The organism is Mesorhizobium sp. M0563 (genome assembly GCF_040321065.1).
In the GTDB taxonomy this organism is placed as follows: domain Bacteria; phylum Pseudomonadota; class Alphaproteobacteria; order Rhizobiales; family Rhizobiaceae; genus Mesorhizobium.
Map to the genome: position 1 here is coordinate 106,891 of NZ_JAMYQV010000011.1, position 26,127 is coordinate 133,017.

General features: G+C 62.6%; 27 protein-coding genes and 1 pseudogene. 13 read left to right on the forward strand and 15 right to left on the reverse strand.

Translation table 11 applies throughout. From position 1 onward, the window contains the following. Positions 1-166 precede the first annotated feature (166 nt). Positions 167-1,699, forward strand: a complete 1,533-nt coding sequence (locus tag NKI50_RS16105) for a helicase HerA-like C-terminal domain-containing protein (RefSeq protein WP_023718421.1) — start codon at positions 167-169, stop codon at positions 1,697-1,699. A gap of 608 nt (positions 1,700-2,307) precedes the next feature. Here the strand turns inward: NKI50_RS16105 and NKI50_RS16110 are convergent. Further along, positions 2,308-2,889 (reverse strand): dienelactone hydrolase family protein, encoded by a 582-nt coding sequence (locus NKI50_RS16110; RefSeq protein ID WP_023718420.1) that lies wholly within the window; start codon positions 2,887-2,889, stop codon positions 2,308-2,310. 554 nt (positions 2,890-3,443) lie between these two features. Between NKI50_RS16110 and NKI50_RS16115 the strand changes: the two genes are divergently transcribed. Both NKI50_RS16115 and NKI50_RS16120 read left to right on the forward strand, forming a co-directional pair. After that, positions 3,444-4,250: an alpha/beta fold hydrolase gene (locus NKI50_RS16115; protein WP_023718418.1), complete on the forward strand. Its 807-nt coding sequence runs from the start codon at positions 3,444-3,446 to the stop codon at positions 4,248-4,250. Between the two features lie 135 nt (positions 4,251-4,385). After that, positions 4,386-4,589, forward strand: a complete 204-nt coding sequence (locus NKI50_RS16120; RefSeq protein WP_352639551.1) for a hypothetical protein — start codon at positions 4,386-4,388, stop codon at positions 4,587-4,589. A gap of 95 nt (positions 4,590-4,684) precedes the next feature. Here NKI50_RS16120 and NKI50_RS16125 read toward each other — a convergent pair whose 3' ends face one another. Continuing rightward, positions 4,685-5,509 (reverse strand): L,D-transpeptidase, encoded by an 825-nt coding sequence (locus tag NKI50_RS16125; protein ID WP_023718416.1) that lies wholly within the window; start codon positions 5,507-5,509, stop codon positions 4,685-4,687. A 174-nt stretch (positions 5,510-5,683) separates the two neighbouring features. Then, positions 5,684-6,346 carry a haloacid dehalogenase type II gene (locus NKI50_RS16130; protein ID WP_023718415.1) on the reverse strand — a complete coding sequence of 221 codons (663 nt, stop codon included), beginning with the start codon at positions 6,344-6,346 and terminating at the stop codon, positions 5,684-5,686. A gap of 151 nt (positions 6,347-6,497) precedes the next feature. On the opposite strand from NKI50_RS16130, the gene NKI50_RS16135 reads away from it, so the two are divergent. From NKI50_RS16135 to NKI50_RS16150, 4 genes are all read left to right on the forward strand, one after another. Continuing rightward, positions 6,498-7,376 carry a branched-chain amino acid aminotransferase gene (locus NKI50_RS16135; RefSeq protein WP_023718414.1) on the forward strand — a complete coding sequence of 293 codons (879 nt, stop codon included), beginning with the start codon at positions 6,498-6,500 and terminating at the stop codon, positions 7,374-7,376. 108 nt (positions 7,377-7,484) lie between these two features. Beyond that, positions 7,485-8,081: a superoxide dismutase gene (locus NKI50_RS16140; RefSeq protein WP_023718413.1), complete on the forward strand. Its 597-nt coding sequence runs from the start codon at positions 7,485-7,487 to the stop codon at positions 8,079-8,081. Between the two features lie 174 nt (positions 8,082-8,255). After that, positions 8,256-8,699: a c-type cytochrome gene (locus NKI50_RS16145; protein WP_023718412.1), complete on the forward strand. Its 444-nt coding sequence runs from the start codon at positions 8,256-8,258 to the stop codon at positions 8,697-8,699. Positions 8,700-8,708: 9 nt separating this feature from the next. After that, positions 8,709-9,659, forward strand: coding sequence for a cytochrome c (locus tag NKI50_RS16150; RefSeq protein ID WP_023718411.1), 951 nt, complete (start codon positions 8,709-8,711; stop codon positions 9,657-9,659). 12 nt (positions 9,660-9,671) lie between these two features. Here NKI50_RS16150 and NKI50_RS16155 read toward each other — a convergent pair whose 3' ends face one another. The 3 genes and pseudogenes from NKI50_RS16155 to NKI50_RS16165 all read right to left on the reverse strand — a co-directional run bounded on the left by NKI50_RS16155 (position 9,672) and on the right by NKI50_RS16165 (position 13,014). Then, positions 9,672-10,055, reverse strand: coding sequence for an SET domain-containing protein (locus NKI50_RS16155; protein ID WP_023718410.1), 384 nt, complete (start codon positions 10,053-10,055; stop codon positions 9,672-9,674). 142 nt (positions 10,056-10,197) lie between these two features. Beyond that, positions 10,198-10,823, reverse strand: a pseudogene (locus NKI50_RS16160) (LysE family translocator). A gap of 79 nt (positions 10,824-10,902) precedes the next feature. Continuing rightward, the gene (locus tag NKI50_RS16165) at positions 10,903-13,014 is read right to left on the reverse strand and encodes a S9 family peptidase (protein ID WP_352717105.1); all 2,112 of its coding nucleotides are present in this window, start codon (positions 13,012-13,014) and stop codon (positions 10,903-10,905) included. 115 nt (positions 13,015-13,129) lie between these two features. Here NKI50_RS16165 and NKI50_RS16170 point away from each other — a divergent pair, with 115 nt between their 5' ends. Together NKI50_RS16170 and NKI50_RS16175 are read left to right on the forward strand one after the other, a co-directional pair. Further along, entirely contained in the window at positions 13,130-13,501 is a 372-nt protein-coding gene (locus NKI50_RS16170; protein ID WP_023718408.1) for an SH3 domain-containing protein, read from the forward strand. A gap of 413 nt (positions 13,502-13,914) precedes the next feature. Next, positions 13,915-14,340: a Ros/MucR family transcriptional regulator gene (locus NKI50_RS16175; RefSeq protein WP_023677844.1), complete on the forward strand. Its 426-nt coding sequence runs from the start codon at positions 13,915-13,917 to the stop codon at positions 14,338-14,340. Between the two features lie 113 nt (positions 14,341-14,453). Here the strand turns inward: NKI50_RS16175 and NKI50_RS16180 are convergent, their stop codons facing one another. Together NKI50_RS16180 and NKI50_RS16185 are read right to left on the reverse strand one after the other, a co-directional pair. After that, complete coding sequence (locus NKI50_RS16180) at positions 14,454-14,882, reverse strand: SufE family protein (RefSeq protein ID WP_023718407.1); 429 nt, start codon at positions 14,880-14,882, stop codon at positions 14,454-14,456. A 113-nt stretch (positions 14,883-14,995) separates the two neighbouring features. Further along, on the reverse strand, positions 14,996-15,364 hold the full coding sequence (locus tag NKI50_RS16185) for a DUF5330 domain-containing protein (RefSeq protein ID WP_023718406.1): 369 nt from the start codon (positions 15,362-15,364) through the stop codon (positions 14,996-14,998). Between the two features lie 518 nt (positions 15,365-15,882). On the opposite strand from NKI50_RS16185, the gene NKI50_RS16190 reads away from it, so the two are divergent. The 3 genes from NKI50_RS16190 (at position 15,883) to NKI50_RS16200 (ending at position 18,812) form a co-directional block, all read left to right on the forward strand. Further along, positions 15,883-17,628 (forward strand): ATP-binding protein, encoded by a 1,746-nt coding sequence (locus tag NKI50_RS16190; RefSeq protein WP_023718405.1) that lies wholly within the window; start codon positions 15,883-15,885, stop codon positions 17,626-17,628. Beyond that, positions 17,603-18,370 carry a peptidoglycan-binding domain-containing protein gene (locus NKI50_RS16195; protein ID WP_352717108.1) on the forward strand — a complete coding sequence of 256 codons (768 nt, stop codon included), beginning with the start codon at positions 17,603-17,605 and terminating at the stop codon, positions 18,368-18,370. The genes NKI50_RS16190 and NKI50_RS16195 overlap by 26 nt, the downstream gene beginning before the upstream one ends. 94 nt (positions 18,371-18,464) lie before the next feature. Further along, entirely contained in the window at positions 18,465-18,812 is a 348-nt protein-coding gene (locus tag NKI50_RS16200) for a DUF1491 family protein (protein ID WP_023718403.1), read from the forward strand. A gap of 4 nt (positions 18,813-18,816) precedes the next feature. On the opposite strand, the gene NKI50_RS16205 is transcribed toward NKI50_RS16200, so the two are convergent. Further along, positions 18,817-19,827 carry a DUF2336 domain-containing protein gene (locus NKI50_RS16205; protein ID WP_023718402.1) on the reverse strand — a complete coding sequence of 337 codons (1,011 nt, stop codon included), beginning with the start codon at positions 19,825-19,827 and terminating at the stop codon, positions 18,817-18,819. Between the two features lie 187 nt (positions 19,828-20,014). On the opposite strand from NKI50_RS16205, the gene NKI50_RS16210 reads away from it, so the two are divergent. Further along, the gene (locus NKI50_RS16210) at positions 20,015-20,206 is read left to right on the forward strand and encodes a hypothetical protein (protein WP_031193791.1); all 192 of its coding nucleotides are present in this window, start codon (positions 20,015-20,017) and stop codon (positions 20,204-20,206) included. A gap of 14 nt (positions 20,207-20,220) precedes the next feature. Here NKI50_RS16210 and NKI50_RS16215 read toward each other — a convergent pair whose 3' ends face one another. The 6 genes from NKI50_RS16215 to groL form a co-directional block, all read right to left on the reverse strand. Next, positions 20,221-20,769 (reverse strand): DUF1254 domain-containing protein, encoded by a 549-nt coding sequence (locus NKI50_RS16215; RefSeq protein ID WP_023718401.1) that lies wholly within the window; start codon positions 20,767-20,769, stop codon positions 20,221-20,223. Next, a complete protein-coding gene (locus tag NKI50_RS16220; RefSeq protein ID WP_023718400.1) occupies positions 20,762-21,346 on the reverse strand; it encodes a DUF1214 domain-containing protein in 585 nt (194 codons plus the stop codon). The genes NKI50_RS16215 and NKI50_RS16220 overlap by 8 nt, the downstream gene beginning before the upstream one ends. Positions 21,347-21,443: 97 nt before the next feature. After that, positions 21,444-23,603, reverse strand: coding sequence for a transglycosylase domain-containing protein (locus NKI50_RS16225; RefSeq protein ID WP_023718399.1), 2,160 nt, complete (start codon positions 23,601-23,603; stop codon positions 21,444-21,446). 177 nt (positions 23,604-23,780) lie between these two features. Continuing rightward, on the reverse strand, positions 23,781-24,218 hold the full coding sequence (locus tag NKI50_RS16230; RefSeq protein ID WP_023718398.1) for an NAD(P)H-binding protein: 438 nt from the start codon (positions 24,216-24,218) through the stop codon (positions 23,781-23,783). 3 nt (positions 24,219-24,221) lie between these two features. After that, the gene (locus NKI50_RS16235; RefSeq protein ID WP_023718397.1) at positions 24,222-24,383 is read right to left on the reverse strand and encodes a hypothetical protein; all 162 of its coding nucleotides are present in this window, start codon (positions 24,381-24,383) and stop codon (positions 24,222-24,224) included. Positions 24,384-24,465: 82 nt separating this feature from the next. After that, a complete protein-coding gene (gene groL, locus NKI50_RS16240; protein WP_352481903.1) occupies positions 24,466-26,085 on the reverse strand; it encodes a chaperonin GroEL in 1,620 nt (539 codons plus the stop codon). Between the last annotated feature and the right edge of the window lie 42 nt (positions 26,086-26,127).

The window sequence follows — 26,127 nt, forward strand, 5'->3', positions numbered from 1 at the left end:
GACCGTCAACCGATTGCCAAACATGGGCAGGTTCCGCAAGCTCCAAAAGCCATTTTCGACGATGCCCATTGTCGCTGCGCAATGGCCTCACTATACCTGCGGCGGGCCTCCCTTTCTTCAAGGGGATCAGGGCATTCAACCCTATAGGTTTGCGGAGACCGGACACATGGCCGACGACACCAGTATCTTCATGGGAGCCAGCCGCAAGCCGGACGACAGCTATCAGCGGCCGGAACGGCTTTTGCTGCAATATGGCAATCGTCACGGCCTGGTCACCGGCGCGACCGGCACCGGCAAGACGGTGACCCTGCAGATATTGGCCGAGGGTTTCTCCAATGCCGGCGTGCCGGTATTCTGCGCCGACATCAAGGGCGATCTGTCGGGTATCGCCATGATGGGCACAGCGCAGGATTTTCTGGTCAAGCGGGCCGAGCAGGTCAAGCTCGATCCCTATGAGTTCCAGGAATTTCCGGTCATCTTCTGGGATCTGTTCGGCGAGCAGGGTCACCCGATCCGCGCCACCATCTCGGAGATGGGGCCGCTGCTTCTGTCGCGGCTGATGAACCTCTCCGAGGCGCAGGAAGGCATTATGAACATCGCCTTCCGCATCGCCGACGAGGAAGGCCTTTTGCTGCTCGACTTGAAGGACCTGCAGTCACTGCTTGCCAACATCGCCGACCGCGCCGAAGAGATCGGCGCCCGCTACGGCAATGTGACGAAACCTTCGGTCGGCGCGATCCAGCGCACGCTGCTGGTCCTGGAGCAGCAGGGCGCTGCCAATTTCTTCGGCGAGCCGGCATTGCGGATCGCCGACATCATGCGCACCACGCGCGATGGACGCGGCGCCATCAGCGTGCTCGCCGCCGACAAACTGATGATGAATCCGCGGCTCTATGCGACGTTCCTTCTGTGGCTGATGTCGGAACTGTTCGAGGAACTGCCCGAGGTCGGCGACCCGGACAAGCCGAAGCTGGTCTTCTTCTTCGACGAGGCGCATCTTCTGTTCGACGACGCGCCGAAGGTGCTGATCGACCGCGTCGAACAGGTGGTCCGGCTGATCCGTTCGAAGGGCGTCGGCGTTTATTTCGTCACGCAAAATCCGCTGGATATCCCTGAAACGGTGCTGGCGCAGTTGGGCAACCGCGTGCAGCACGCACTGCGTGCCTATACGCCGCGCGAACAGAAGGCCGTCAAGACGGCGGCCGAGACGTTCAGGCCCAATCCCGATTTCGACTGTGCAACCGTGATCACGCAGCTCGGCACCGGCGAGGCACTCGTCTCCACGCTGGAAGCCAAGGGCGTGCCGTCCATGGTACAGCGCACGCTGATCCGCCCGCCATCCTCGCGGCTTGGCCCGATCACGCCCGAAGAGCGCCGCAAGCTGATCACTGAGAGCCCGGTTTCGGGACAGTACGACCAGACCGTCGATCGCGAATCGGCTTTCGAGATGCTGCAAAAAAAGGCCAAGGACGCCCAGGAGGCACAAGCGCAGCAGCAGGAGAGCGGCCGTTCGCGCTGGACCATTCCCGGCTTCGGCAATGACGATCCCCAGCCAGCTGGCGGCCGCCGCGCGCCGCGGCCTTCCAACCGCCAGACGGTGGCGGAGGCGGCGATCAAATCCGTGGTGCGCTCGGTCGGCTCGTCGGTCGGACGGGCGATCGTGCGGGGTATTCTGGGGAGTTTGGCCAGGGGGCGGTGAGGGAGCATCGGGCCACCGAGTTTGACAAATGCTGTCTTGGCATCAAGCGCCAGTAGCCAGATCTGGAGGACAGCGGGCGGCGGCTATGCTCCCGTCTATTTGGCGGATAAGGTAAAGAGCCTCCGGGATGCGCCCGAGACTTGGGAGTGAACATGCCACCCCGCCTGCTCGCTCTAGTGTCCGCCTCTGGGATGCGGCTACCGCCCCTTCAGCGACCGACATGCGGGCATTGCAGCCTGCGGCCTTTGGGCCGATTGCGGACAGGCCGCCTTAGGCTGGGATACACGAGAGCCGACATTCAGGTCGTCGCGAACATCGTCGTGACCTGACCCTGACCCGCCCTTCATCAGCATATTACGCTGCCTGATAGCTGACATTCACGGCAACCAGCACCGAGACCCCAAAGCAGCCACTTGCTCGAGTAAATGCCTTGGCAGATCTTGTGGAGGATTACAGATGCCGGCCTTCTTTGGGAGGTGCCGTGCGCCGGGGCCGGCGTCCGGAAGCCCTCCAGGGAACGAACCCGCGGGTGGTGATCGCGGTTTCGACCCTATGGGAGATTTGACGAGAGCTGCCATTGCTCCTCAATAAGGCCCTCGCCGACATGGTTAGACACGGTCCAAGAACTCGAGCACCCGCCGCGTGAGCAGCGCGCTGGCAGCCGCCTCGTACGACGGGAGCGAGCTGTCGGCGAAGTAGTGCTGGTCGCCGGGATAGAGGAACAGCTCCGCGTCCTCGACCTTCTCCACGATCTCGCGAGCGGCGTCGATGTCGCCCTCGCCGACGAAGATCAGGTCGTTATCCATACCGTGGATCTGGACCGGGACGCCGTCCGGCCAGGGTCCGAAGGCCCACTCGCCGCTAATCGGCAGACAGGAGTGGAAGAGCAGGGCTCCGCAGGCACCGGGTCGTGTCTGTGTGAGCTTCTGCGCCGGCAGCACGCCGAACGAGAATCCGGCGTAAACGAGCTCGGGGGTCAGTTCGCCGGCGACGCGGACGCCGCGCTCCCGCATGTCGTCGAACCCGATCTCACCGATGTAGGCGAGACCCTCGTCAATACTCTGGAATGTGCGTCCGTCGAACAGGTCCGGCGTATGCACGGTGTGCCCGGCTGCCCGCAGGTCGTCAGCGAACGCGCGCACGCCGGGAGTCAACCCTTGTGCGTGGTGGAACAGCAGGACCTCGGCCATGGGAGCCTCCAGGTGGGACGTGGATTGCGGCGATAATTGCGAATCGCTTCGCAGAACTGCAAGCGATTTCGCTGTGCATCGAAGAACTTCCAAATGATGACAAGCCTCGGCGCATCGTCTTTCCCGGCGTGACGACGCGGGGGCCGATCTACACCAACAGATAGGCGGCGACGAAAATGCTTCCGGCGCCCACGTCCGCCAGACGGACGCACCGCGGCGGTAGTGTCTTGGTTCGAATTTCCGCCAAGGTCGACTCCGGCCGATGCGCGAAAGGCAGCTTGAAGGAGCGCCATGAAAGTCGCTTTAAGCGCGTCCGTTCGTTCAAGAACCCTAAGCTACCGAACGACCGAAATCGACGGCGAAGGACTGGCTGGGGTGGGAATGCGTCATTCCCAGCAGACACACGAATGACGCAAGCGCGCACAGAAGCGGACATTGATCCAGTTAGTCGCTCGGTGTTATGTCGCTTGGGCAACTGGCTCCTGTCAGCGGTTGGTTTGATCTGCATCAGCGGCAGTTTGCAGGCCTTTCTGTTTACTTGGAGTCACATCAGCATGGAATCACACGACGACGACCTCAAGAATTTCGAGGCCCATGGCGCTGCGCCTCTGCCCGTTACGAGCGATCAGGGCTTCGTGGATCACGACGGCGCTCGAATTTGGTACGCGACATACGGGTCCGGCTCTCCCGTGATCCTGCTGCATGGTGGCCTCGGCCATAGCGGTAATTGGGGCTATCAAGTTTCAACGCTGGTCAGCTCTGGCTATCGCGCCGTGCTCATTGATAGCCGCGGCCACGGCCGCAGCACGCGCGATCAGCGGCCTTTTACATATGAGTTGATGGCATCCGACGTGCTCGCCGTGATGGACGCGCTGCAGTTGGAAAAGACGGCCGTTGTGGGCTGGAGCGACGGCGCGTGCATCGCTTTAATCCTCGCAATGAACGCACCCGAGCGGGTTGCCGGTGTATTCTTCTTTGGCTGCAACATGGACCCCAGCGGCACAAAGGAATTCGAGCCCACTCCGACCGTCGACCGGTGTTTCAGACGGCACGCCAAGGACTATGCCGACCAATCGGCCACGCCGGACCAATTCAATGTATTTGTCGAAGCGGTCGGCAAGATGATGAAGAGCGAACCTAACTATTCTGCAGGCGACTTGACCCATGTCCATGTGCCCGTTGCGATCGTGCAAAGCGAGCACGACGAGTTCATCAAGCCCGAACATGCCGCATATCTCGCGCGGAGCATTCCGGCAGCGGAATTGATCATCCTGTCCGGCGTGAGCCACTTCGCACCCCTGCAAAGACCAGAGCAATTCAACGGCGTGATGCGTGCTTTCCTCGGCAAGGTTCTTTCTTGAAGGAAGATGACGCTCGGCGGCGGCTCGCAAGTCCGCTTTCGGGTCACGGCTTGCCGTAGGACTGCTCCGCAGGAGGGGCAGAGAAGGGCCGACTCAAGCCGTAGCGCGAAGGTCAGTTTTGGAGAAGCGCCGGGAATGGCAGCTCCTGGCGCCACCACGACCTCCAGCGCGGTCGCCTGCGACGTCAGCTTTCAGGAAACGGCAAAGCGAATCTATACGGCCGAGATTAGGCGCAAAGCGGTGATCCGAACGCTCGGCCTGCCGAAGACGGATTTGGATCATGAGCTGTCCACCGGCGGCGTCTGCACAGAGCGCGGCAAAATCCGCTGCTCGGCGTAAGGACCGCACCTGAAGGCGGGCGCCGGCACCGGCAAGCCGACGCGCAGCAAAACCAGCAGGAGCGAGGAATATCCCGCCCCCGTGCTTCCGTCAGCTCAGAAGATCGAGTCTGTGATCGCCTTGACCGGGCCGAGCAGGATCGATCCTTCCGGCACGCCGGCGTCGATCGGAATGGCTTTGCGGTTTGCGGTCGCCACCATCGGCTGGCCGATATCGGCCGTCACCACGACCGGGGTCTTGTTCGGCACACGGTCGTAGAGATCGATAATGTCCTGGTTCATCAGGCGAACACAGCCCGACGACACCGACTTGCCGATCGACCGCCATTCCGGCGAACCGTGCAAGCGGTAGAGCGTGTCCTGGTTGCCCTGGAAGAGATAGAGCGCCCGCGCGCCAAGCGGGTTCTTGAGCCCGCCGGGCATGCCGCCATTATCGGCGCTGTACGGCTTCAACTCCGGCTGCCGGGAGATCATTTCATCCGGCGGCGTCCATTTCGGCCATTTCTGCTTCCATTGGACCACGGCATCGCCCGACCATTCGAAGCCGGCGCGGCCGAGGCCGACGCCGTAGCGGATAGCCTGGCCGCCCGGGCGCACCAAGTAGAGGAAGTGATTGGTGGTGTCGACGACGATGGTGCCCGGCTGCTGCCCGGTCGGATCGTCCACGATCTGGCGCAGGAACTGCGGGTCGATTTTGTCGACCGGTATGGCCGGCAGCTCGAAGCCGCCATCAGACATCGGCCCATACATCGTCATATAGTCGCCGAGCGCCGGCTCGACATAGGTCGGCGGCGGTGGCTCGACCGGCTGTTGCGACAGCGTGGTGCAACTGGAGACCGCGACCGAGGCGGCGCCAAGGGCTGCGGCGTTGAGGAAACCGCGACGGCTAAGGCGCAGAGAGGACGATGGAGGTGTGAACATGATTGCCTTTTTTAAGTCTCAAATCGCAACAAAGCATGAATGCGTCCGGTTGTGCGCAGGTGCTCGAGCAATGCTCGGCGCGATAGGCGGTTCCAATTCTGGCCGCAGGGTGGACAAACAAAGGCAAAGCTGTGACTGGATCGCCACTGTTGCGCCGACGCAACATTTCCGGTGTCAAACCGCGGCAACCAGACCTTCAAGGGACGGCAGGATCAGGGCCGGTGGGAAATCCCGGTATTCCTCTGGGTGATTGGCGCGGTTGATCCACACCGTCCGGAAGCCGAATTTGGTGGCGCCGGCAACGTCCCAGCGGTTGGAGGACTGGAAAGAGACAGCGCCTGGATAGAGGCGCCAGCCCGTGGTGACTATGTCGTAGACCGACGGGTCGGTCTTGAAGCGCCTGACGCTGTCGACGGAAAAGACGTCGTCCAGGACCTGGTCGAGCGCGGCGGACTTGACGGCCGCCTCCAGCATTTCAGGCGAACCGTTGGACAGGATCGCCAGCCTTGCCCCCGATGCCTTGAGCGCCTTGAGCACGGCCGGCACCTCCGGATAGCAGTCCAGCCGCCAATAGGCCTCGAGCAACTTCGCCTTCAGCCCGGCATCGGCGGACGGAACCTTGCGCAGGGCGAAATCGAGTGCCTGCTCGGTGAGCTGCCAGAAATCGGCATAGGCCCCCATCAGCGTCCGCACCCAGGAATATTCCAGCTGCTTTGCGCGCCAGATCTCGGACAGCAACTGGCCGTCCGGCCCGATCTGGTCGGCGTGACGGCGCACGGCCGCGTGCACGTCGAACAGCGTGCCATAGGCGTCGAAAACGTAAGCTGCATGGTGCATGCGACAGTTTTGAGGCTGCGCAAGGCAAGGCGCAAGCGCTGATTGCAGTCCGCCAGCCCGCTGGCCTCAACAAATCTCAGCCAAACCGGTTGACGGCGGCCGCCAAAGCATCTTCCAATGCGCCGCAACAAGCATCGAACGGAACCTGGCAATGACACTGGCGACTGCGGCGCAATCCGCGACATGGACCTTCGTCGACGGCGACTGGTATGAGGGCAACGTCGCCATCCTCGGGCCGCGCAGCCATGCCATGTGGCTCGGCACCAGCGTGTTCGACGGCGCCCGTTGGTTCGAGGGCGTCGCTCCCGACCTCGATCGCCATGCAGCAAGGGTGAACGCCTCGGCGATCGCGCTCGGCCTGAAACCGACGATGAGCACCGACAAGATCGTCGGCCTGACCTGGGACGGGCTGAAGAAGTTCGACGGCAACACAGCGGTCTACATCAGGCCGATGTATTGGGCCGAGCATGGCGGCTATATGGGCGTGCCGGCCGACCCGGCCTCGACGCGTTTCTGCCTTTGCCTCTATGAATCGCCGATGATCTCGCCAGCGGGTTTTTCGGTGACGGTGTCGCCGTTCCGCCGCCCGACAATCGAAACCATGCCGACTAACGCCAAGGCCGGCTGCCTTTATCCCAACAACGGCAGGGCCATCCTCGAAGCCAAGATGCGCGGCTTCGACAATGCGCTCGTGCTCGACATGCTGGGCAATGTCGCCGAGACCGGGACCTCGAATATTTTCCTGGTCAAGGACGGCCATGTCCTGACGCCGGCGCCGAACGGCACCTTCCTGTCCGGCATCACTCGCGCGCGCACCATGGCCCTGCTTGGCGAGTACGGTTTCACGACGACGGAAAAGACGCTGTCGATCCGCGATTTCCTGGAGGCGGACGAAATCTTCTCGACCGGAAACCACTCGAAAGTCGTGCCGGTCACCCGTATCGAGGATCGCAATCTGCAGCCCGGGCCGGTGGCCAAGAAGGCGCGCGAACTCTATTGGGAATGGGCGCATTCGACTTCGCCCGGCTGACCCGCTAAAAAGCGGCCCGGCGCTTCGTTTCCGGAGTTGTTCCAGACCAATCCAGTCCTATGTTAGTCCGGTATCGACACCGGATTTTTCCACGAGGGAGTACGACCGATGGCTTTTGAATTGCCCGCCTTGCCCTATGATTACGAGGCTTTGCAGCCTTATATGTCCAAGGAAACGCTGGAATATCATCACGACAAGCACCACAAGGCCTACGTCGACAACGGCAACAAGCTGGCCGCCGAGGCGGGCCTGGGCGATTTGTCGGTCGAAGAGGCCGTCAAACAGTCCTTTGGCAAGAATGCGGGGCTCTTCAACAATGCCGCCCAGCACTACAATCATATCCATTTCTGGAAATGGATGAAGAAGGGCGGCGGCGGCAACAAGCTGCCGGGCGCCTTGCAAAAAGCGGTCGACAGCGATCTTGGCGGCTACGACAAGTTCAAGGCCGACTTCATCGCCGCCGGCACCACCCAGTTCGGTTCGGGCTGGGCCTGGGTCTCGGTCAAGGACGGCAAGCTGGCGATCTCGAAGACGCCGAATGGCGAGAACCCGCTCGTCCATGGCGCGACGCCGATCCTTGGCGTCGATGTCTGGGAACATTCCTACTACATCGATTATCGCAACGCCCGGCCGAAATATCTCGAAGCCTTCGTCGACAGTCTCATCAACTGGGACTATGTGCTCGAACTCTACGAAAAGGCCTGATCCGTTCCAGAAAGCCCCGGCAGAACCGGGGCTTTTCTTTTTCAGCATCAGAACGACAGTTGCAAAAATTTCACGCAAGCGTGAGGCGAAGCGTCGGAATTTTTAAGCCATCCTTGCCGTTTGTCATCGGGGTGGGACCGCACCCTGAATTGCCTTCAACATGGAGCCAAGTGAATGAGAAAGCTTATCCTCGCCATCTCGATGCTCGCCTTCGCCGGTTCGGCGGCATTTGCCGACCCGGTCGCTGACCGGCAGGCCCTGATGAAGGAACGTGGCAAGATCGCCGCCGGCTTGTCGAAAGTGGTCAAGGGCGAGACGCCCTACGACGCAGCTTCGGTGCTGACGGCGTTGCAGGCACTGCAGGCCAATGCCGAGAAATTCCATGCCGGCGTCGACGCGCTGTTCCCGGCGGGCAGCGACATCGGCGACACCACGGCGTCTCCCAAGATCTGGCAGGACATGGCCGGCTTCAAGACGGCTGAAGGCAAGTACCTCGCCGACGTCAAGGCGGCGGTCGCCGCGGCACCTGCGGATGCCGACGCGTTGAAGGCACAGTTCAACACCATCGGCGGCGGCTGCGGCAACTGTCATCAAAGCTACAGGGTGAAAAAAGGCTGATAGCGGGCAATGCCCTTGCTGAAGAAACTCGTCGGCGCCGCCCTCGTTCTGGGCGGCGTCGCCGCGATTGCCGGCTGGTTCCTGTCGGCTCCGGTCAGGCTCGGTGCCGCCACGCTGGCGCAGCTTGGCCCCGGTGACGCTGACAGGGGCAAGCGCATCTTCTACGCTGGCGGCTGCACATCCTGTCATGCCAAGCCTGGCTCGCAAGGCGACGCTCGCCTTCAGCTGGTCGGCGGCCTCGAGCTCAAGACGCCATTCGGCACCTTCGTGCCGCCGAATATCTCGCAGGATACCAAGGACGGCATCGGCGCCTGGTCGGTCGAAGACTTTGCCAACGCCATGCTGAAGGGCGTGTCGCCGTCGGGCGAGCATCTTTATCCAGCATTTCCCTATATTTCATACGCGCGCATGAAGCCGGCCGACATTGCCGATCTCTATGCGTTCCTGAAGACCTTGCCCGCGGTCGCCGGCAAGGCACCCGCCAATTCGCTGGGGTTTCCCTTCAACGTCCGACGCGGCCTTGGTCTGTGGAAATTGCTCTATCTGAGCGACAAGCCGGTCGTTTCCTTTCCCGAAGGCACGCCGCAGCCGGTGCAGGCCGGCCGCTATTTGGTCGAAGGCCCCGGCCATTGCGGCGAATGCCACACGCCGCGGGACCTTACCGGCGGTACCAGGAAGAGCCAGTGGCTGGCAGGCGCCGCGGCCGCGGAAGGCAGCGGCATCGTGCCCAACATCACGTCGGGCGAGGGCGGCATCGCCGACTGGTCGGAAGCCGACATCGCCAACTATCTCGAAACCGGCTTCACGCCGGACTTCGATACGGTCGGCGGCGCGATGGTCGACGTGCAACGGAACATGGCCGTGCTGACCCGGGAGGACCGCGCGGCGATCGCCGCCTATCTGAAAGCCGTGCCGCCGCATCCCAACGGCTATCCGGCGCGCAAGAAGCCGGCGAGCTGACGGGCCGTTGGGTCAGCGGTCGCCGAGGAAGTCGAAGCCGGTTTCGAAGAAGTGATTGTAGTCGCAGGTCATTTCCTCGCCGGGCGCAATGTCGCGCAAGGCATAGGTCTCCTCCGGCTGCGAGACGTCGCAATTCGGGCTGTCGGCATGGTTCATGTAGCGCGCATCGTCGGCTTCGAAGACGATGTAATTCGGGTCGCGCCGGTCCGGATAGGCGTAGCGGTCGAGATAGGTTTTGACCGGCCCGGTTTCCCGCTCGTAGGTCTCCACCTCGATGCGCCGGTCGTATTTCGGGTCGAGCTTCCAGACCAGCGTGCCGCGGGCAATGTGGTTTTTGGCAAAGACGCCGATGCCCTGGATGGGCGATTTGTCGAGATAGACATCGACGAGCAACATGGCAGATCCCTGGGTGATTGTGTGTTGGCGCGGCTGTGAAAAGCCGCGCACTGGGTAGCGCGCGGCCTTTGCAATTGCGAGCGGAAAATCAGCTGTGCCTGCCCATTATCCGAAGCCTCATACGGCGTCGCCTGTCGAGGTCCTAGCGCTGTTGCAGCGCCAGCCGGATGCCCAAGGCGCAATAGATGCCGCCGACAGCCTTGCCTTGCCATCTCAGCACCGTCGGGTTTCGGCGCAGGAATGCACCGAGGCCACCCGCACCCACGGCGAAAACCAGCGTGCTGATGAGGCCCAACAGAACAAAGATCACGCCCAATGTCGCCAGTTGAAGCATCACCGATCCGTTTTCAGGCCGCACGAACTGCGGAAGAAATGCAAGGAAGAAAAGCGCGGTCTTGGGGTTGAGAACCTCGGTCAAACAGCCTGCCGAAATGCTTTGGTAGCGGGGATCGCAAGTGCGCCGGCGGCCGGATAGGCAGGCGTTTTCTCGATGATCGCGCGAATGCCGAGATAAATGAGGTAGGCTGCGCCGATGTACTTCACGATGCTGAAAAGCGCCGCCGACGTGGCAATGATCGCCGAAATGCCGACGATCGCCATGAAGGTGTGAACCACGTCGCCGGCCGCGATCCCCGCGCCGGTCGCGATGCCAACCCTGGTTCCGGAACTGGTGGCCCGCGCCACGGTCAGAAGGGTGGCCGGACCGGGGATGAAGACAAAGCCAAGCACAACCGCGACATACGCAATCAATGTGGCGAGATCGATCATTGGTGGGCGTCTCCGCAACTCTTACCGCGAATGAAAGCCACGTCTCGGAACGGAAGGCAATGACCGCTCTCCCCCGACTTCACGCGGCTGGTTCGGCCTTGCCTGTTACCTTGAGCGCGAAGGCATAGGTGAACGCGATTTCCTCCAGCCTGGAAAACCGGCCGGAGGCGCCGGCGTGGCCTGAATCCATGTTGATCTTGAACAGAACCGGATTCCCCCCTGTCTTGCGGTCGCGCAACCGCGCCACCCATTTGGCCGGCTCCCAATAGGTGACGCGCGGGTCGGTCAGGCCGGCCAGCGCCAGGATCGGTGGATAGTCGAGTGCGGCGACATTGTCGTAGGGCGAGTAGGCGGCGATGGTCCGGTAATCCTCCGCCGAAGCGATCGGGTTGCCCCATTCCGGCCATTCCGGCGGCGTCAGCGGCAAGCTTGCGTCGAGCATGGTGGTGAGCACGTCGACGAAGGGAACCTCGGCGACGATGCCGCCGAAGCATTGCGGCGCCATGTTGGCGACCGCGCCCATCAGCATGCCGCCGGCCGAGCCGCCTTGCGCGACGATGCGGTCATGCTGCGTGTAGCGTTCGGCGACGAGGTGGTGGGCGGCAGCGACAAAATCGGTGAACGTATTCATCTTGTTCGCCCGCTTGCCGTCGTCGTACCAGCCATAGCCCTTGTCCTTGCCGCCGCGGACATGGGCAATCGCGTAGACAAAGCCGCGGTCGACCAGCGAAAACAAATTGGTGTTGAACGCGGCCGGCACCGCTATGCCGTAAGAGCCATAGCCGTAAAGCAGGCAAGGCGCCGATCCGTCGAGCGGCGTGTCGCGGTGGTGGAGGAGCGAGATCGGCACCAGTTCGCCGTCGGCGGCAGGCGCCATCAGCCGGCGCGTGACATAGTGCTCCGGGTCGTGGCCGGACGGCACTTCCTGGGTCTTGAGCAGCACGCGCTCGCGGGTGCGCATGCTGTAATCGAAGACCTGCGCCGGCGTCGTCATCGACGAATAGGAAAAGCGCATGATTTCGGTGTCGTATTCGTAGGAGCCGGACAGGCCGAGCGAGAAGGCTTCCTCGTCGAAGGAGATCAGGTGCTCCTCGCCGCTCGTGCGATCGCGCACGACGATGCGTGGCAGGCCTTCCTTGCGCTCGAGCCGGACCATGTGGTCCTTGAAGCCGATTACCGAAAGGATCAGCCGGCCCGCTTCGTGCGGCACCAGTTCCTGCCAGTTGGCGCGCACCGGATCATCGGCCGGCGCCGTCATGATCTTGAAGTCCTTGGCGCCGTCGGCATTGGTGAGGATGAAGAAGACGTCGCCGCCTTCCTCTAGGTCGTACTGCAAGCCGGTTTCGCGCGCTGCAACCAGCTTCGGCTCTACGAACGGGTCGTTGGCGATCATGATGCGGTATTCCGACGTCTCATGGTCGTTGATTCCGATCATGATCCACTCGTTGGAGCGTGTGCCGCCGACATCCATGAAGAAGCCCGGATCGGTTTCCTCATAGATCAGCCGGTCGTTTTCAGGACCATCGCCAAGCGCATGGAACAGCACTTTGGAGGGACGGTGGTTGGGGTCGAGGCGGGTGTAGAAAAAACCGTCATTACCGGCATCCCACACACCGCCGCCGCCGGTGTCCGGGACCCTGTCCGCCAGATCGTTGCCGCCGGCGAGATCGCGGACGCGCAGCGTGTAGAATTCGGAACCCTTGTCGTCGAAGGCCCAGAGCAGTTTGCGGTGGTCGTCCGAATGATCGACGCCGCCCAGGCGGAAATAGGGCTTGCCCTCGGCCTCGGCATCGCCGTCGAGCAAGATCTGCTTGTCGCCGCCGTCGCGCGAGGTACGGAAATAACGCGGCTGCTGGCCGCCAAGCTTGAAGGAGGAGCCGTAGGCGTAGGGCCCGTCCTTCATCGGCACGGAAGAATCGTCTTCCTTGATACGTCCCTTCATTTCCGCGAAAAGCTGCTTCTGCAGCCGGGCTGTATCGGCCATCAGCGCCGCCTGATAAGCGTTCTCGGCTTCCAGGTGGGCGCGGATCTCGCCGTCGAGCAGGGACGGATCCCTGAACATCTCTTGCCAATTCACGGTCCTCAGCCAGGCATAGTCGTCCGTCCGCGTCATGCCGTGATGCGTGTCGAAGATCGGCCGCTTCTCCGGCTGTGGCGGGGTGGCGGTCGGAAACACTGGAGTTCTGGTCATTGCGTCTCGCTGTGGAAGCTACTTGAATGGCGAATGAACACGCCGATCAGCGCGGGTTCAAGGGCTACGATCTATTGTCGTGGTGGCTCAAGAGGACGGGCTGGAGGAGAGGACAATGAATATTTTTTCTCGGACTGCCGCGGCCCTCGCCGTCGCTGCGATGACCCTGGCCAATGCCGGTCAATCTCATGCAACTGCCTTTGCGGCTTGGCAAGTGGCCAATGTGCCGTTCGGCGACACGCTCAATGTGCGCAAATATCCTTCAGGAACTTCGCAGAAGCAGGCCGCCTATCCCAACGGGACGGTTCTGCAGATGACCGGCAAATGCACCGGTGGGATAAACCTGCTCGACATGACCAGCCAAACCTACTGGCAGCAGAAACAGAAGATCCGCCATCGCTGGTGCGAAGTCTGGCACGATCCGGCACAGAGCGGCCAGTTCGTCACCGGCTGGGTCTACGGAAAATACATCACCCCGTTTCAGTGACGCAGCACGCCGCTCCGGCCGACGGCTCACGAGCAACAGTAACCCTTCGCAACCTATGATTTTACTGAATCCGCCGATCGGCCAGGCTGTAATGCTGCCGGCAGGATCAAGCATTGAGCTCTATTTACCTGCTGCCGTCTGTGTAATGGCTGCTTGCCGCGGCGTCAGTCGATGCTGGTCTGACCAGAAAAAACGGCAAAGTTACACTCTGCACGAAAGAGTGAAGCTGAATATGAAAGATTTGACTTGTATCGCTGAATAGAGCGCAAGAAGCGAATTGACTTACTTGACGCTCAGGCCCATTAAGATGCCGCGACGCGAATCGCGGAGGCTTTTTCCTGCACAAGTTCGCGCGATGCCCAACTATCGAAACGGGCGCAAACAGAAACAATTCTCGTTGGGGCCTGAACGCCATGGATATTACCGAAACACCTTCCAGAAACAGTGACGCGCTGATCGAGCTCACCGCCGATGTGGTGGCCGCCTATGTCAGCAACAATCCCGTGCCGGTCGGCGAATTGCCGAACCTCATCGCCGATGTCCATGCCGCTCTCGGGCGCGTCGGCGGGGCCGCCGAGCAGCCGCCTGCCGACAAGCAGAAGCCGGCGGTAAATCCGAAGCGTTCGGTGCATGACGACTACATCATCTGTCTCGAAGACGGCAAGAAGTTCAAGTCGCTCAAGCGTCACTTGATGACCCACTATGATCTGACGCCCGACCAGTATCGCGAAAAGTGGAACCTGGACCCGAGCTATCCGATGGTTGCGCCCAATTATGCGGCCGCCCGTTCGCAGCTCGCCAAGAAGATGGGTCTCGGTCGCAAGCGCAAGGGACGCTGACAAGCGGCTCTTCCGGTTTGACACTCAAGCGGCGCCTTCGGGCGCCGTTTTGTATTGTGGGGAGACCAAGCTCGGGCCGCCAGTTCTTCATACTGCCGGTAATTGCCGTCCGGTCAGGCGGTCTGCTTCAGCGCCGCCTCGGCGTCACGCTTGATACGCTTGACCATCGAGCGAAGACCATTGGCGCGCTGCGGCGACAGGTGCTCGTCAAGTCCGAGTGCCTTTAGCGTTGCCTCTGCGTCGGTCCTCTGGATTTCGCTGGCGGGCCGTCCCGAAAACAGCGCCAGCATGATGGCAACCAGGCCGCGCACGATATGGGCGTCGGAATCGCCCTTGAAGGTGATAACGGGATTGGCACCCTCGCCTTGCTCGGTGGTCAGCCAGACCTGGCTGACGCAGCCGGGCACCTTGTTGGCTTGTATGCGTTGCTCGTCGGGAAATGGCGGCAGCGCTTCACCCAGTTCAATCACATACCGATAGCGGTCTTCCCACTCGTCGAGCAGGGAAAAGTCGTCGCGGATGGTCTGGATCGTCGTGGTCATTTCCCCGGATATAGTCATCCGGCGCGGCCGCGTCACGGAAAAAGAGGAGAAACGCCGCAGGCGCCGAGAGCGGGGCGCCCTGCGGTTTAGCGATGGATTCGGCCGAAACAGTCTCAGTTCTTTGCCGGCAAGTGCACTTTCGCCGGCAAATCGACTTTCGCCGGCAAGACGATTTCCTCGGGCACGCTGCCGGTGGTCGTCACCGTATCGGGTTCAGCGGCCTTGTCGTCCAGCATGGCGGCCGCGATCTTGGCGGTCTCCTTTGCCCGGGCGGTGATGGTGTGCATTGCCGATTTGCCGGTCTCGCAGACGTCCGGCTTGCGCTCGCAGATGCCGGCGATGTCGCCGACGGCTTCGCGCGCGGCAAACAGCGCCTGGAGCGGCCCGACGCTTTCGCGGCCCGCATCATCGGAGCCGACACCCAGCGGCAGCGCCAGAAGCACCAGCGAAAACCAGAAAGCAGCTCTTATCAGAAAGCCCATCTGTCTGTCCTTTATGACGGTCATGCATCCGAACCGCACGACCCCTGTACGGCGATATTGGCACGGACGCGCAAAGGACGGCTTGTCCCGAAAGCAACAGTTTTCCTCAAATTTTAGGCAGATTCGAAACGAAGCGTTTTGAAATTCATTTGCCTCGAACGACTTAGATTTTATTCAGCAAAGGGTAACCATCCAACCTGTTGTTTTTCCTGCTCGTTTTTTGACCCGGCGACAGTTTGATGCCCTCGGCCCAAGTCCAGGCGCGGGCGGTCCGGATAACGCTCCGTTTACTATGGCGGCAATTGCCCCGGTTTTTCGCCGCCGGTATCCCGATATTTGCAGCCGGCCGGGGGACGATCGGCCCAGCCTTATCCATTCCTTAAACGCTGGATGCGAGTTTCGGATCGACAAAAGCCACCTGCAAAGCAGGGCCGTTCACGACCGGGTGCGTTGAGTTGAGTGCGATCAAGGCCAGATACGCCGAGTTGCCGGGCGCGATAGCCGCCGGTTGCGAACGGATGGTTCATCCGTCCGTCCTCGGCCAGGACGACCGCCGCCGCCACAGCCGGTTCATTGGCGTCATGCTGGCGGCTCCGTTCTTCAGCGCAGGTGCAGCGGTGACGCTGGTCACGTCGGGCATGGGCGCGGCCGTGACTGTGGCTGCGATCTTTGCCGCGTTCGGCCTTTGCTGGTTCGCCGCCCTGCTGGTGGCTGCATCGGGTAAGATCACCCTGGCCGGCCAACTAGCCTTGGTCGTGAGCAGTGTTGCCCTGGGTGCCCTTGTCGCTGCCGCCGGCGGTGTGGCCTCGCCGGTTGCCGTGCTTGCGGTGGCGCTGCCGTTTGAAGCCTGGTGGATCGGCCAGTCGCGCCGTGCCGTGATCTGGGGCGCCATATCGGCCCTTGTCGCAGTCTTGCTGCAGCCTTTCGCCGGTTCCGTCTTGCCGCTCGGCCAGACCGAAATCGCCGCATGGCACTGGCTGGTACCACTGGCCTGGGCGCTCACGCTCTTTCCGCGTGTCGCTCCACTTCGTGGCGCCGCCAACGCACAGCTCGATCCTGCCGGCAGCGACCGGCTCGAAGACCTGATCGACGCTGTCGTGCTGCGAATAGCGGCGCATGGCGAGGTTCTGGACGCCTCGACCAAGGCGCGCACCATGCTGAGGCTGCCGCCGGAGTTGCTTTTCGGCGCCGGGCTTTTCGATCGCATCCATCTGTCCGACCGCGTCCCGTATCTCAGCGCGCTGGCCGATATGCGCGATGGCGCTCTGTCGCGCCGGCTCGACCTTCGCGTCCGGCTGCCGCAGAACAGCGGCGTGACGGCCGACAATTACCGGCCGTTCTCGCTCGAGATGATGCGCGCGCCGGGGCAGGAGACTGTCTTCACGCTCGTTCTGCGCGAGAATGATGAACTGGCCGGACTGCGCCAGGAGCTTGCCGCCGCCAATGAAGCGGCTGCCTCGGCCGAGGTGGCGAAAGGACGCTTCCTTGCCGTCGTCAGCCACGAGCTGCGCACCCCGCTCAATGCCATCATCGGTTTTTCGGACATGCTGCTGCACGAGATGTTCGGCACCTTCAAGGATCCGCGCCAGAAGGAATATGTCGGCTTGGTACGGGATTCGGGCCAGCACCTGCTTGCCGTCGTCACCTCGATACTCGACGTATCGCGGATCGAATCGGGCGCCTATGCGACCGAACCGGAACCGTTCCGCTTCCGCGAAGCGGTCGAGATGTGCCAGTCGATGATGCGCCTGCAAGCCGAGGCAAAAGCCATTGATCTGCAGGCCCAGATCGCGCCGGACGCAGGTGAAATAAATGCCGACCGTCGCGCCGTGCAGCAGATCCTGATCAATCTCGTCTCCAACGCGATCAAGTTCACGCCCGAAGGCGGCAACGTCGTCATCGGCGCCAAGCGGATCGGCTCGCGGCTGCATTTCTGGGTCCGGGACACCGGCATTGGCATCGCCGAGGAAGATTTTGCCAATCTCGGCAAGCCGTTCATGCAGATACAGAACGACTATACCCGCCGGTTCGAAGGCACCGGGCTCGGGCTTTCGCTGGTGAAGGGGCTGGTGGCGCTGCACGACGGCACCATGTCGATCGAAAGCATGCCGGGCGAGGGCACCACGGTAACGATCAGCCTTCCCGTGAACGGCCCGACGGGCCACTCGGCGGAGAAGACCGGCGTGGTGCCGATGTCCGCGGCCAAAGCCAGAGCGGACGGTGGCAAAGGGGAGAGCAATGGGTCGCTCCGCAAAACAGCCTAAGGCGGTCAAACGCCGCGGCAATGCCTTCGAGCACGGAGCGATGGCTCTGGGCAGCCTGATCTCGCGCAATCCAGTTGTGGTCGGCGGCTCCACCGCATTCCTGGTGACGCTGTTCTACGTCTCGGCGAACGCTCTTTGGTACCAGCCCTTTCCGCACGCCGGCGCGTTTTTCGTCACCAGGAGCATCGAGCGCTTTCCCCGGGCGGACAGCGACGAGCCCGAAACCACCATCAACATCGTGCGTCCGGCGGCTGCGCCGATCAAGAGCGACCCGGTCGTCGAGCAGGTCCAGGGCATATTGAAGGATCTCGATTTCTATTCCGGCACCGTCGACGGCATTCCCGGACCGAATACGCGCAAGGCCATCCAGGCCTATCAGCAGAAGGTCGGATTGAATGCCTCCGGCGAGATCGACAGCATTCTGCTGGATCAACTGGGTGCCACGCCGACGACCGCGGCCGTGGTGCCGCATCCCGTGCCGCGGCCGGTCGAAACGGCCGCTGTTCCAGCCGCCATTCCAGCGTCCGCACCGGCAAATGCGGCGGCACCTGATCCCCGCATCGTCAAGATCCAGGCCGGACTGAAAGCTTTCGGCAATGACGACATGCAATTGGACGGCGTCGTCGGCGCACGCACCAAGGCCGCGATCAAGGAATTCCAGGCGCTTTTCGGCCTGCCCGAGACCGGCGAGCCCGACGAGATCGTCTACGTCAAGATGCGCGAGATCGGCCTGACCAAATGAGGGTCGTGACGGCCGCACGCCGGTCGCTCGGCAAAGACCGGTTACAGTCTTCCGGCCAATGCTGTAAGGACCGCCGCATGGCCAGGAATTCTCCATGCGGGTAACCACCGACCTGTGGGTATCGGCGCTGTTGCGTCGGGTTTTCAGCGCCGGCGGCTTTGCCGCCGTGGTCAAGCGCGGCGCGACGGAAGCCGGCGCGGTTTTCGTGCTGGCGCGGGGCAGGCTGGGGGAGATGGCGCTGTTCGGGCCGGCGCCGCAGACGAGCTACGATTCGGCCAGGCCGGACGACCGTTTCTTCAGCCTTCTCGGCGAGGGCGACGATGCCGCCATCTTCGACGCGCGGCTGGAGCGCGAGAAGAAATTCGATCCCGATATCTGGGTGGTCGAGGTCGAGGCGGGCGCCATTCCCGTTGAGGAGCTTATCTCGGTCAAGTTGCCGTAACTTTTCAGACGCGACGCGCCTTTGGGACAGCGGCAACATCGGCGCTGTTCGGCTTGCGCAGGTCGGCGTTTGCGGCGACGCGCCCGGGCTTGCGAACGATTTTCGACACGGTGTCGGCCTTCCAGCCGCGGAGCCTGTCCAACGCCGCGTCGCGGTGCAGCAGGCGGTAGCGGTCGAGGAAGATGCGGATCGCCTGCGGGTGCGGAAACTCGGTCGGATAGATGGTGGCCGTGATCAGGAACGCCTTGTCTTCGCTGAGGTCGAGCGCGCGCAAGGCGGCCAGCAGCGGTGTGTAATTTTGGCTCGTGGTGAGCGTCCGCGCCGTTGAAAAATCGACTTCGAGCGCATCGGCGAGCGCTGTCTGGAAGAATGCCGCATTGCCGGTCAGCGCGGTCTCGCGCAGCTTGACATAGGTTTGCGGCTCGACGAACGGACCGATAGCGGTGCCGCTCTCGGCGCGCATCATGGATCGCAACCGGCGGCGTACTGTTTCGGCGGCATCGGAAGCCTCTTGCCTGTTGGCATCGCTCGCAACCACTTCGGCGTTTTCGGACGCGGCTTTGGCGGTTGTTTCCGGCTGCTGTTGCGACCGCACCAGCGTCGGCCTTTCGAGCACTTTGATGAGATCCGCGATCGTTTGATTGAGGTCCTTGCGGCGGGCAATGGCACGGGCATGCGGCAGCCCGTGGCGCCCGATCAGCGCGATGAGGTCGACGTCGCTGAGGGCACGCGAGCGGATGAGCAGCGGAGCGGCGATATCGACCCGCTCCTGGCAAAGCCGCCGCACCAGCGCGGCGGGTGCATATTCGCATTCGGAAAGGGCTGCCGCGACGTAGCGGCGCGATTCGACCGAGACATTGTCGAAAAGCGGCAGCGTCAGGTCTTCGAGCTGCGCGATCTCGCGGCGTGAAGGTCGGGTGAGCGAACAGAACGCCGACACCGCGGCGCGGAACAGCCTCTCGGCCTTTCCCGATTCAGCTCCTGCTGCGATTTGCCTGAAATCCGAAGCTGACACGAAGGATACGCCCGACACTCGACACGATCTGGACTGCGCTCTGCCGGGCTGTACCGGTTTCGCGTTTCCCAAGAACAAAGATCAATTTAGCGGCGATCCGTTAGCGCTCCGTTAACCTACTGCCTCCTTAATCGACTATGGAGGCGTTGCGTTGTGCTCCGGGGCAACCGAGAGGAATACGCGAACCATGGGCATGGTACTGTCTTTCGTGCCGCGAACGGCGGCAACCAATCGAGCACAACAAACCGCGGGAACGCCGGCGGCGGTGATCATCTTTCCCGGGGTCCGCTACGAGCAGCGGCCGCTGACCGGCGAGACGCGGCCGGTCGGCCCCGATAAGCCGGGACCTTCGGGGACATTGCCGGTACCGCATCACTGAGCATCGGAAGTGGGTTAAAAATCCTGCAGTTCGCAGGAACTCTGTTCGAGAAACCGCGAGACGATCGGCTTCCAGCTGTCGTCGGGCACGAACGAGCGGATGACGAACATGCCTTCCGCTATCGGCGCTTCGACGAAGATCGCCCCTTGCAGTTCCGCGGGAAGATTCTTGCGGACCTCGATCATCTGCGCCGGCGTCAGCACCACGGTGTCGAGCACGCCTGCGGTCGCGCTGCGGTCGTTGAACGAGTAGATGTTGTGGCCGCCGCGGTCATAGACCGATATCGACCAGAACGGCACCTTTCCCGGCGCCTTGACCCGCACCATCCCCTCGGCAAGGTCGAAGCGGCAAGCCGCCGCATAAAACAGCGGATCGACCGATTTCACCACCGGCGCGCCGCCGGCTTCCGCGTCGAGCCTGGTCATCTTGTAGAGATCCGAAGCCATGGCCAATCGCGACCAGGCGTCGCGTTCGGAAAACTCGGGGACGAGCAGCAGCACGATGATGTGCACGATGCCGCCGCCAAGCAGGCCGAGCAGCACGGCATGCAGCAGGCTACGCATTGCAGCCGACCTTCTGGATCTGCGGCAGCGTGACGTCCGAGAGGCCGGTGCTGCTGGCGATCGGCGTGTCATAGAACGTGAGCACGAAGTACATCCCGCCGGCGCCGCTGGTCAGCAGCCAGTTGTCGGGCGCCGGGCGGCTGCCGACGGAAATGATCACCGAATTGTCGGCCTCGCGCAGCACTTGATAGGACTGCAGCGCAGCCAGCCTCGGCTTGCCGGTCTCGATCACGCCAAGCGACCGATCTGCGGCATAGAGGGTCCAGAACCGGGCGGTGGGAAAGCCGCCCGCAATCTTGTAGGCACATTGCCGCTTGAGTTGCTCGCCGCCGGAATCGCGCTCGGCGATGAAGGACAGTCCTTCCGCCTGTCCGAGCGCCAGCACGCCTTCGCGCGCCACGCGGGCCTTCGAATAAGGATCCGCCGTCGGCGTGCCGATATCGGGGAAGGCGGTCCATTGGCCGATCCTGATGGCGCCGACGCCGTCCTGCAGCTTCAGTGCATACCAGACGCTGCCGCCACCGCCGACGACGGCGATGGCAAGCGAAAGCAGTGTCAGGAAGGCATTCTTGAGCATGAGGAGCCGGGGAACCGAAGGCCGGGGACTGAAAGACTGTCGCTCGGGATATCGCGGTGCGGGGGCTTGTGGCAAGCGGCCCTGTGGAATTGACCGCTCAGAGCGCCGAGAGGGTCTCCGGTGCAGCGGGCGCGTCGAGCACGGGTGCCGCCTGGAACAGCTTGGTGAGTTCCTTCAGGGTCTGGGTGGTCCGGCTGGACAGCACCGGCGGACGCTCGGCGGCGGCATCGGCTGCTGCCTGTTCGGCGCTCTTCTTTTCCGCTTCCTCGGCCTTGGCAGCGATTTCGGCATCGACGAAGGGGTGATCGAGGCCAGGGATCGGTCTGAGGTCGATATTCTGGTGCGCATAGAGCATCAGGCGCTGCCACACCATGGCCGGCAGGGTGCCGCCGGTCATCTTGTTGGTCGCGGTGAAGTCGTCATTGCCAAGCCAGACGGCGGCCGTGTAGTTGCCGGTAAAGCCGACAAACCAGGCATCGCGGTAGGACTGGGTCGTGCCGGTCTTGCCGGCGACGACGATGTTTGGAAGGGCCGCGCGCCGGGCCGTACCGATCACCGGAACGGCGGCCAGCATGGTGTTCATGTATTTGAGCGCCTGCTCCGACAGCACCCGGTGCGGCGGCGGCGCATCCTTGGCGAAGTCGTAGACCACCTCGCCGGTGCGGGTGAAGAGTTGGCTGACGCCGTGCCGGGTTCCGGCAAAGCCGTTCTGGGCGAACACGCTGTAGCCCGTCGCCTGGTCCATCACGGTCATGCCCGACGTGCCGAGCACCATGGTCTTGTGTGATTCCAGCGGCGACTCGACGCCCATCGCCTCGGCCATCGCCTTGATCGGCTTGATTCCGAGATAATCCTTGGCCAGCCGCACCGGCACGGTGTTGATCGATTTGGCCATCGCCGTGATCAGCGTCACCTTGCCGGCCGACCCGCCATTGTAATTGTGGGGCGACCAACTGCCCCAGGAGATGGGTCCGCCGGAAACCACCGAATCCGGCGTGAAGCCATGCTCCATCGCCGTCGCATAGACATAGGGCTTGAACGAGGAGCCGGTCTGGCGAAGTGCCTTGGTGGCGCGGTTGAACTGGCTGGCGCCGTAGTCGCGGCCGCCGACGATCGCCCGGACCGCGCCGTTGGTCTCGATGACGACGATGGCGCCCTCGGTGACGTTGTATTCCTTGCCGAACTGGCGGAGGTGGAACTCCATCGATTCTTCGGCCGCCTTCTGGATGTTGGCGTCGAAGGTGGTGTGGGCGACAAGCGAGTGCGGGCCGCCTTTGGCGGCGATCTTCTTGACCTCTTCGAAGGCCCAATCGAGATAGTAGTCGGGGCTTTTCTGCTCGCCGCGATCAACGATTTCGGCCGGGTGTAATCTTGCCTGCAGCACCTGGCCTTCGGTCATGAAGCCGGAATCGACCAGGTTGGACAGCACGACATTGGCGCGCGCCCGGGCGGCGGGCAGGTTTATGTGCGGCGCATATTTGGTCGGTGCCTTGAACAGGCCGGCCAGCATCGCCGCCTCGGCAAGGTTCAGGTCCTTGACGCTCTTGCCGAAATAGAAATCTGCCGCCGCCTCGATGCCGAAGGTGCCGCCGCCCATATAGGCGCGGTCGAGGTAAAGCTGCAGGATTTCCTTCTTCGACAGATTGGCTTCGAGCCATAGCGACAGGAAGGCTTCCTTGATCTTGCGCTCGAATGTCCGCTCATTGGTCAGGAACAGGTTCTTGGCCAGCTGCTGGGTGATGCTCGAGCCGCCCTGGACGACAGAATTCGCCCGTACGTTCTCGAATATCGCCCGCGACAGGCCGAGCACGTCGATGCCGTAATGGTCGAAGAAGCGCCGGTCCTCGGTGGCCAGCACCGCCTTGATGACATGGTCGGGCATCTCGTCGACCGGCACCGAATCGCGCTGGATAATGCCGCGCTGGCCGATCTCGTTGCCGTAGCGGTCGAGGAAGGTGACGGCGAAGTCGCCCTGCGTGCGCCAGTCGCCGGCGGTTATCTGAAAGGCCGGCAAGGCCAGCGCCAAAAGCACAACGATGCCGCCCGCACCGAGCGTAAATCCTTCACTCAACAGTTCAATCATGCCGCGGCGCCAGCCGCCGACGCGGAAACGCCGCGAGAAGATGGTCGCCGCTTCCCAGAACTGACGCGCCCTGAAGCCGATTTCGTAGACCGAGGAATCGATCCACGCATCCACCGCCAGCAGCCTTGCGGCGATCGGACCTCTTCTCTTGCGTGGTTCCAAAGGACTAGCCATTCCAGGATCCGGCTGCGGCGATGCCGCCAACTGAGAAACCGCATGCCGGCAATTTCACGGCGGCGCACCTTGCAAGACTATTCGTCCATTTTGGTGCTGCCGACAAGGGCGATGAAGGTAAGGACGATGAAGATATAGCGGGCGGTTCGTCGAGGGGAAGACGGCTCCTGCGAGGCGTCAGCGCAGGATGTTGGCTACCCTGCGCGAGTAGGTGGTGCCGTCGAGTTGGGCGAGCATGAAGGCCGCCACGTCGGCACGCGCCAGCGTCGGCAGCAGCGACGCCGACCGGATGCCGTTGCCGTGGCGGAATTCGCCCGTTGCCGCTCCATTGCTCAACCTGGGCGGCTCCACGATGGTCCAGTCGAGCCTGGATTGAACGATCAGGCTTTCCTTCACCTCGTGGTCCGCCACCTCATGGCGCAGAACCAACGGTACGATGACGCCGCCAAGTAGCGGCCCCAGTTGCCGCCGCTCGGAGATAAGCTTGACCGCACCATGCAGGCACTGACGGCGCTTGTGCGTTCGGGCAAGAATCGCATTCAGCTGGCGCTGATCAGCGACGAGACGCGATAAGGGTCTGGTGCCGCGCTTGCGCGGGGTGCCGAGGATTGGCAATCGTCACATGGGACGCTTGTCCGCGATCTTTTTCGGGTCGCGGCCTATCGTGCCGGCGTCGGCTTTCCTGTGCTTGTCGGCAAGCCTGCGAATGCGATCGAAGCGGCTTTCCTCTGCCACTTTGGTCTTCGTGGCTGCATTTGGCTTCGGGACGAATGCGATCATGGATCGATCTCCTTGCCGATGGCGCGCGCCGGGGAATATCCCCCGGCGGCTGTCTTTCAGGCTTGTTTCCGGCAGCGGCTGGTCAATAGCCCATGCCGCCGGGCGAAGCAGCGGCTTCCTTGGCTGAAACGTCTGTGATCATGGCCTCAGCAGTGATCAGTAGCGCCGCAATCGAGCCCGCGTCCTGCAGCGCCGTCCGCACCACCTTCGCGGGGTCGACGATGCCGGCCTTGATCATGTCGACATAGACCTCGTTCTGGGCATCGAAGCCCTGATTGTGGTCCTTGCTGTCGGCGAGTTTGCCGACGACAATCGAACCTTCGACGCCGGAATTCTCGGCGATCTGCCGGATCGGCGCTTCGAGCGCTCTCGACACGATCGAAATGCCCGCCGTTACATCGGCATTGGCTCCGGTCAGCCCGTTCAGCACAGCCTTGGCGCGCAGCAACGCGACGCCGCCGCCGGGAACGATGCCTTCCTCGACGGCCGCGCGGGTGGCGTTCAGCGCATCGTCGATGCGGTCCTTCTTTTCCTTGACCTCGGATTCGGTGGCGCCGCCGACGCGGATGACGGCAACGCCGCCCGCCAGCTTGGCGAGACGTTCCTGCAGCTTCTCCTTGTCGTAGTCGGAAGTGGTTTCCTCGATCTGCCCCTTGATCTGCTGGACGCGCGCCTGGATGGTGGCCTTCTCGCCGGCGCCGTCGATGATCGTGGTGGTGTCCTTCTCGATCAGCACGCGCTTGGCGCGGCCGAGCATCTCTATGGTGATGTTCTCCAGCTTGATGCCGAGATCCTCGGAAATCATCTGTCCGGCGGTGAGCACGGCGATGTCTTCCAGCATCGCCTTGCGGCGGTCACCGAAGCCAGGCGCCTTGACGGCCGCGACCTTGAGGCCGCCGCGCAGCTTGTTGACGACCAGCGTCGCCAGCGCTTCGCCCTCGACGTCCTCGGAGATGATCAACAGCGGCCTGCCGCTTTGCACCACGGCTTCGAGGATGGGCAGCAGCGCCTGCAGATTGCCGAGCTTCTTTTCGTGGATGAGCACGTAAGGCTCCTCCAGCTCGGCGCGCATCTTCTCGGCATTGGTGACGAAATAGGGCGAGAGATAGCCGCGATCGAACTGCATGCCTTCGACGACGTCGAGTTCGGTTTCGGCGGTCTTGGCCTCCTCAACGGTGATGACGCCGTCATTGCCGACCTTGTCCATCGCCTTGGCGATCATGGCACCGACGCTGGTGTCGCCATTGGCGGCAATGGTGCCGACCTGCGCGATCTCGCCTGAGGACTTGACCTTCTTGGCTCGAGCCTGGATTTCCTTGACGACGGCGGTGACGGCAAGGTCGATGCCGCGCTTGAGGTCCATCGGGTTCATGCCGGCGGCAACGAATTTGGCGCCCTCGCGCAGGATGGAAGCGGCAAGCACCGTGGCGGTGGTGGTGCCGTCGCCGGCGAGGTCGTTGGTCTTCGAGGCCACTTCGCGCACCATCTGTGCGCCCATGTTCTCGAACTTGTCGGAAAGTTCGATTTCCTTGGCCACCGTCACCCCGTCCTTGGTGATGCGCGGCGCGCCATAGGCCTTGTCGATGATGACGTTGCGGCCCTTAGGGCCGAGCGTCACCTTGACGGCGTTGTTGAGGATTTCGACACCGCGCAGCATGCGGTCACGCGCGTCGGTGGAAAATTTGATTTCCTTGGCAGACATGATTTTTTCCAGTTCGGTTGGTTGTGGCAAGACGCTTGCAGC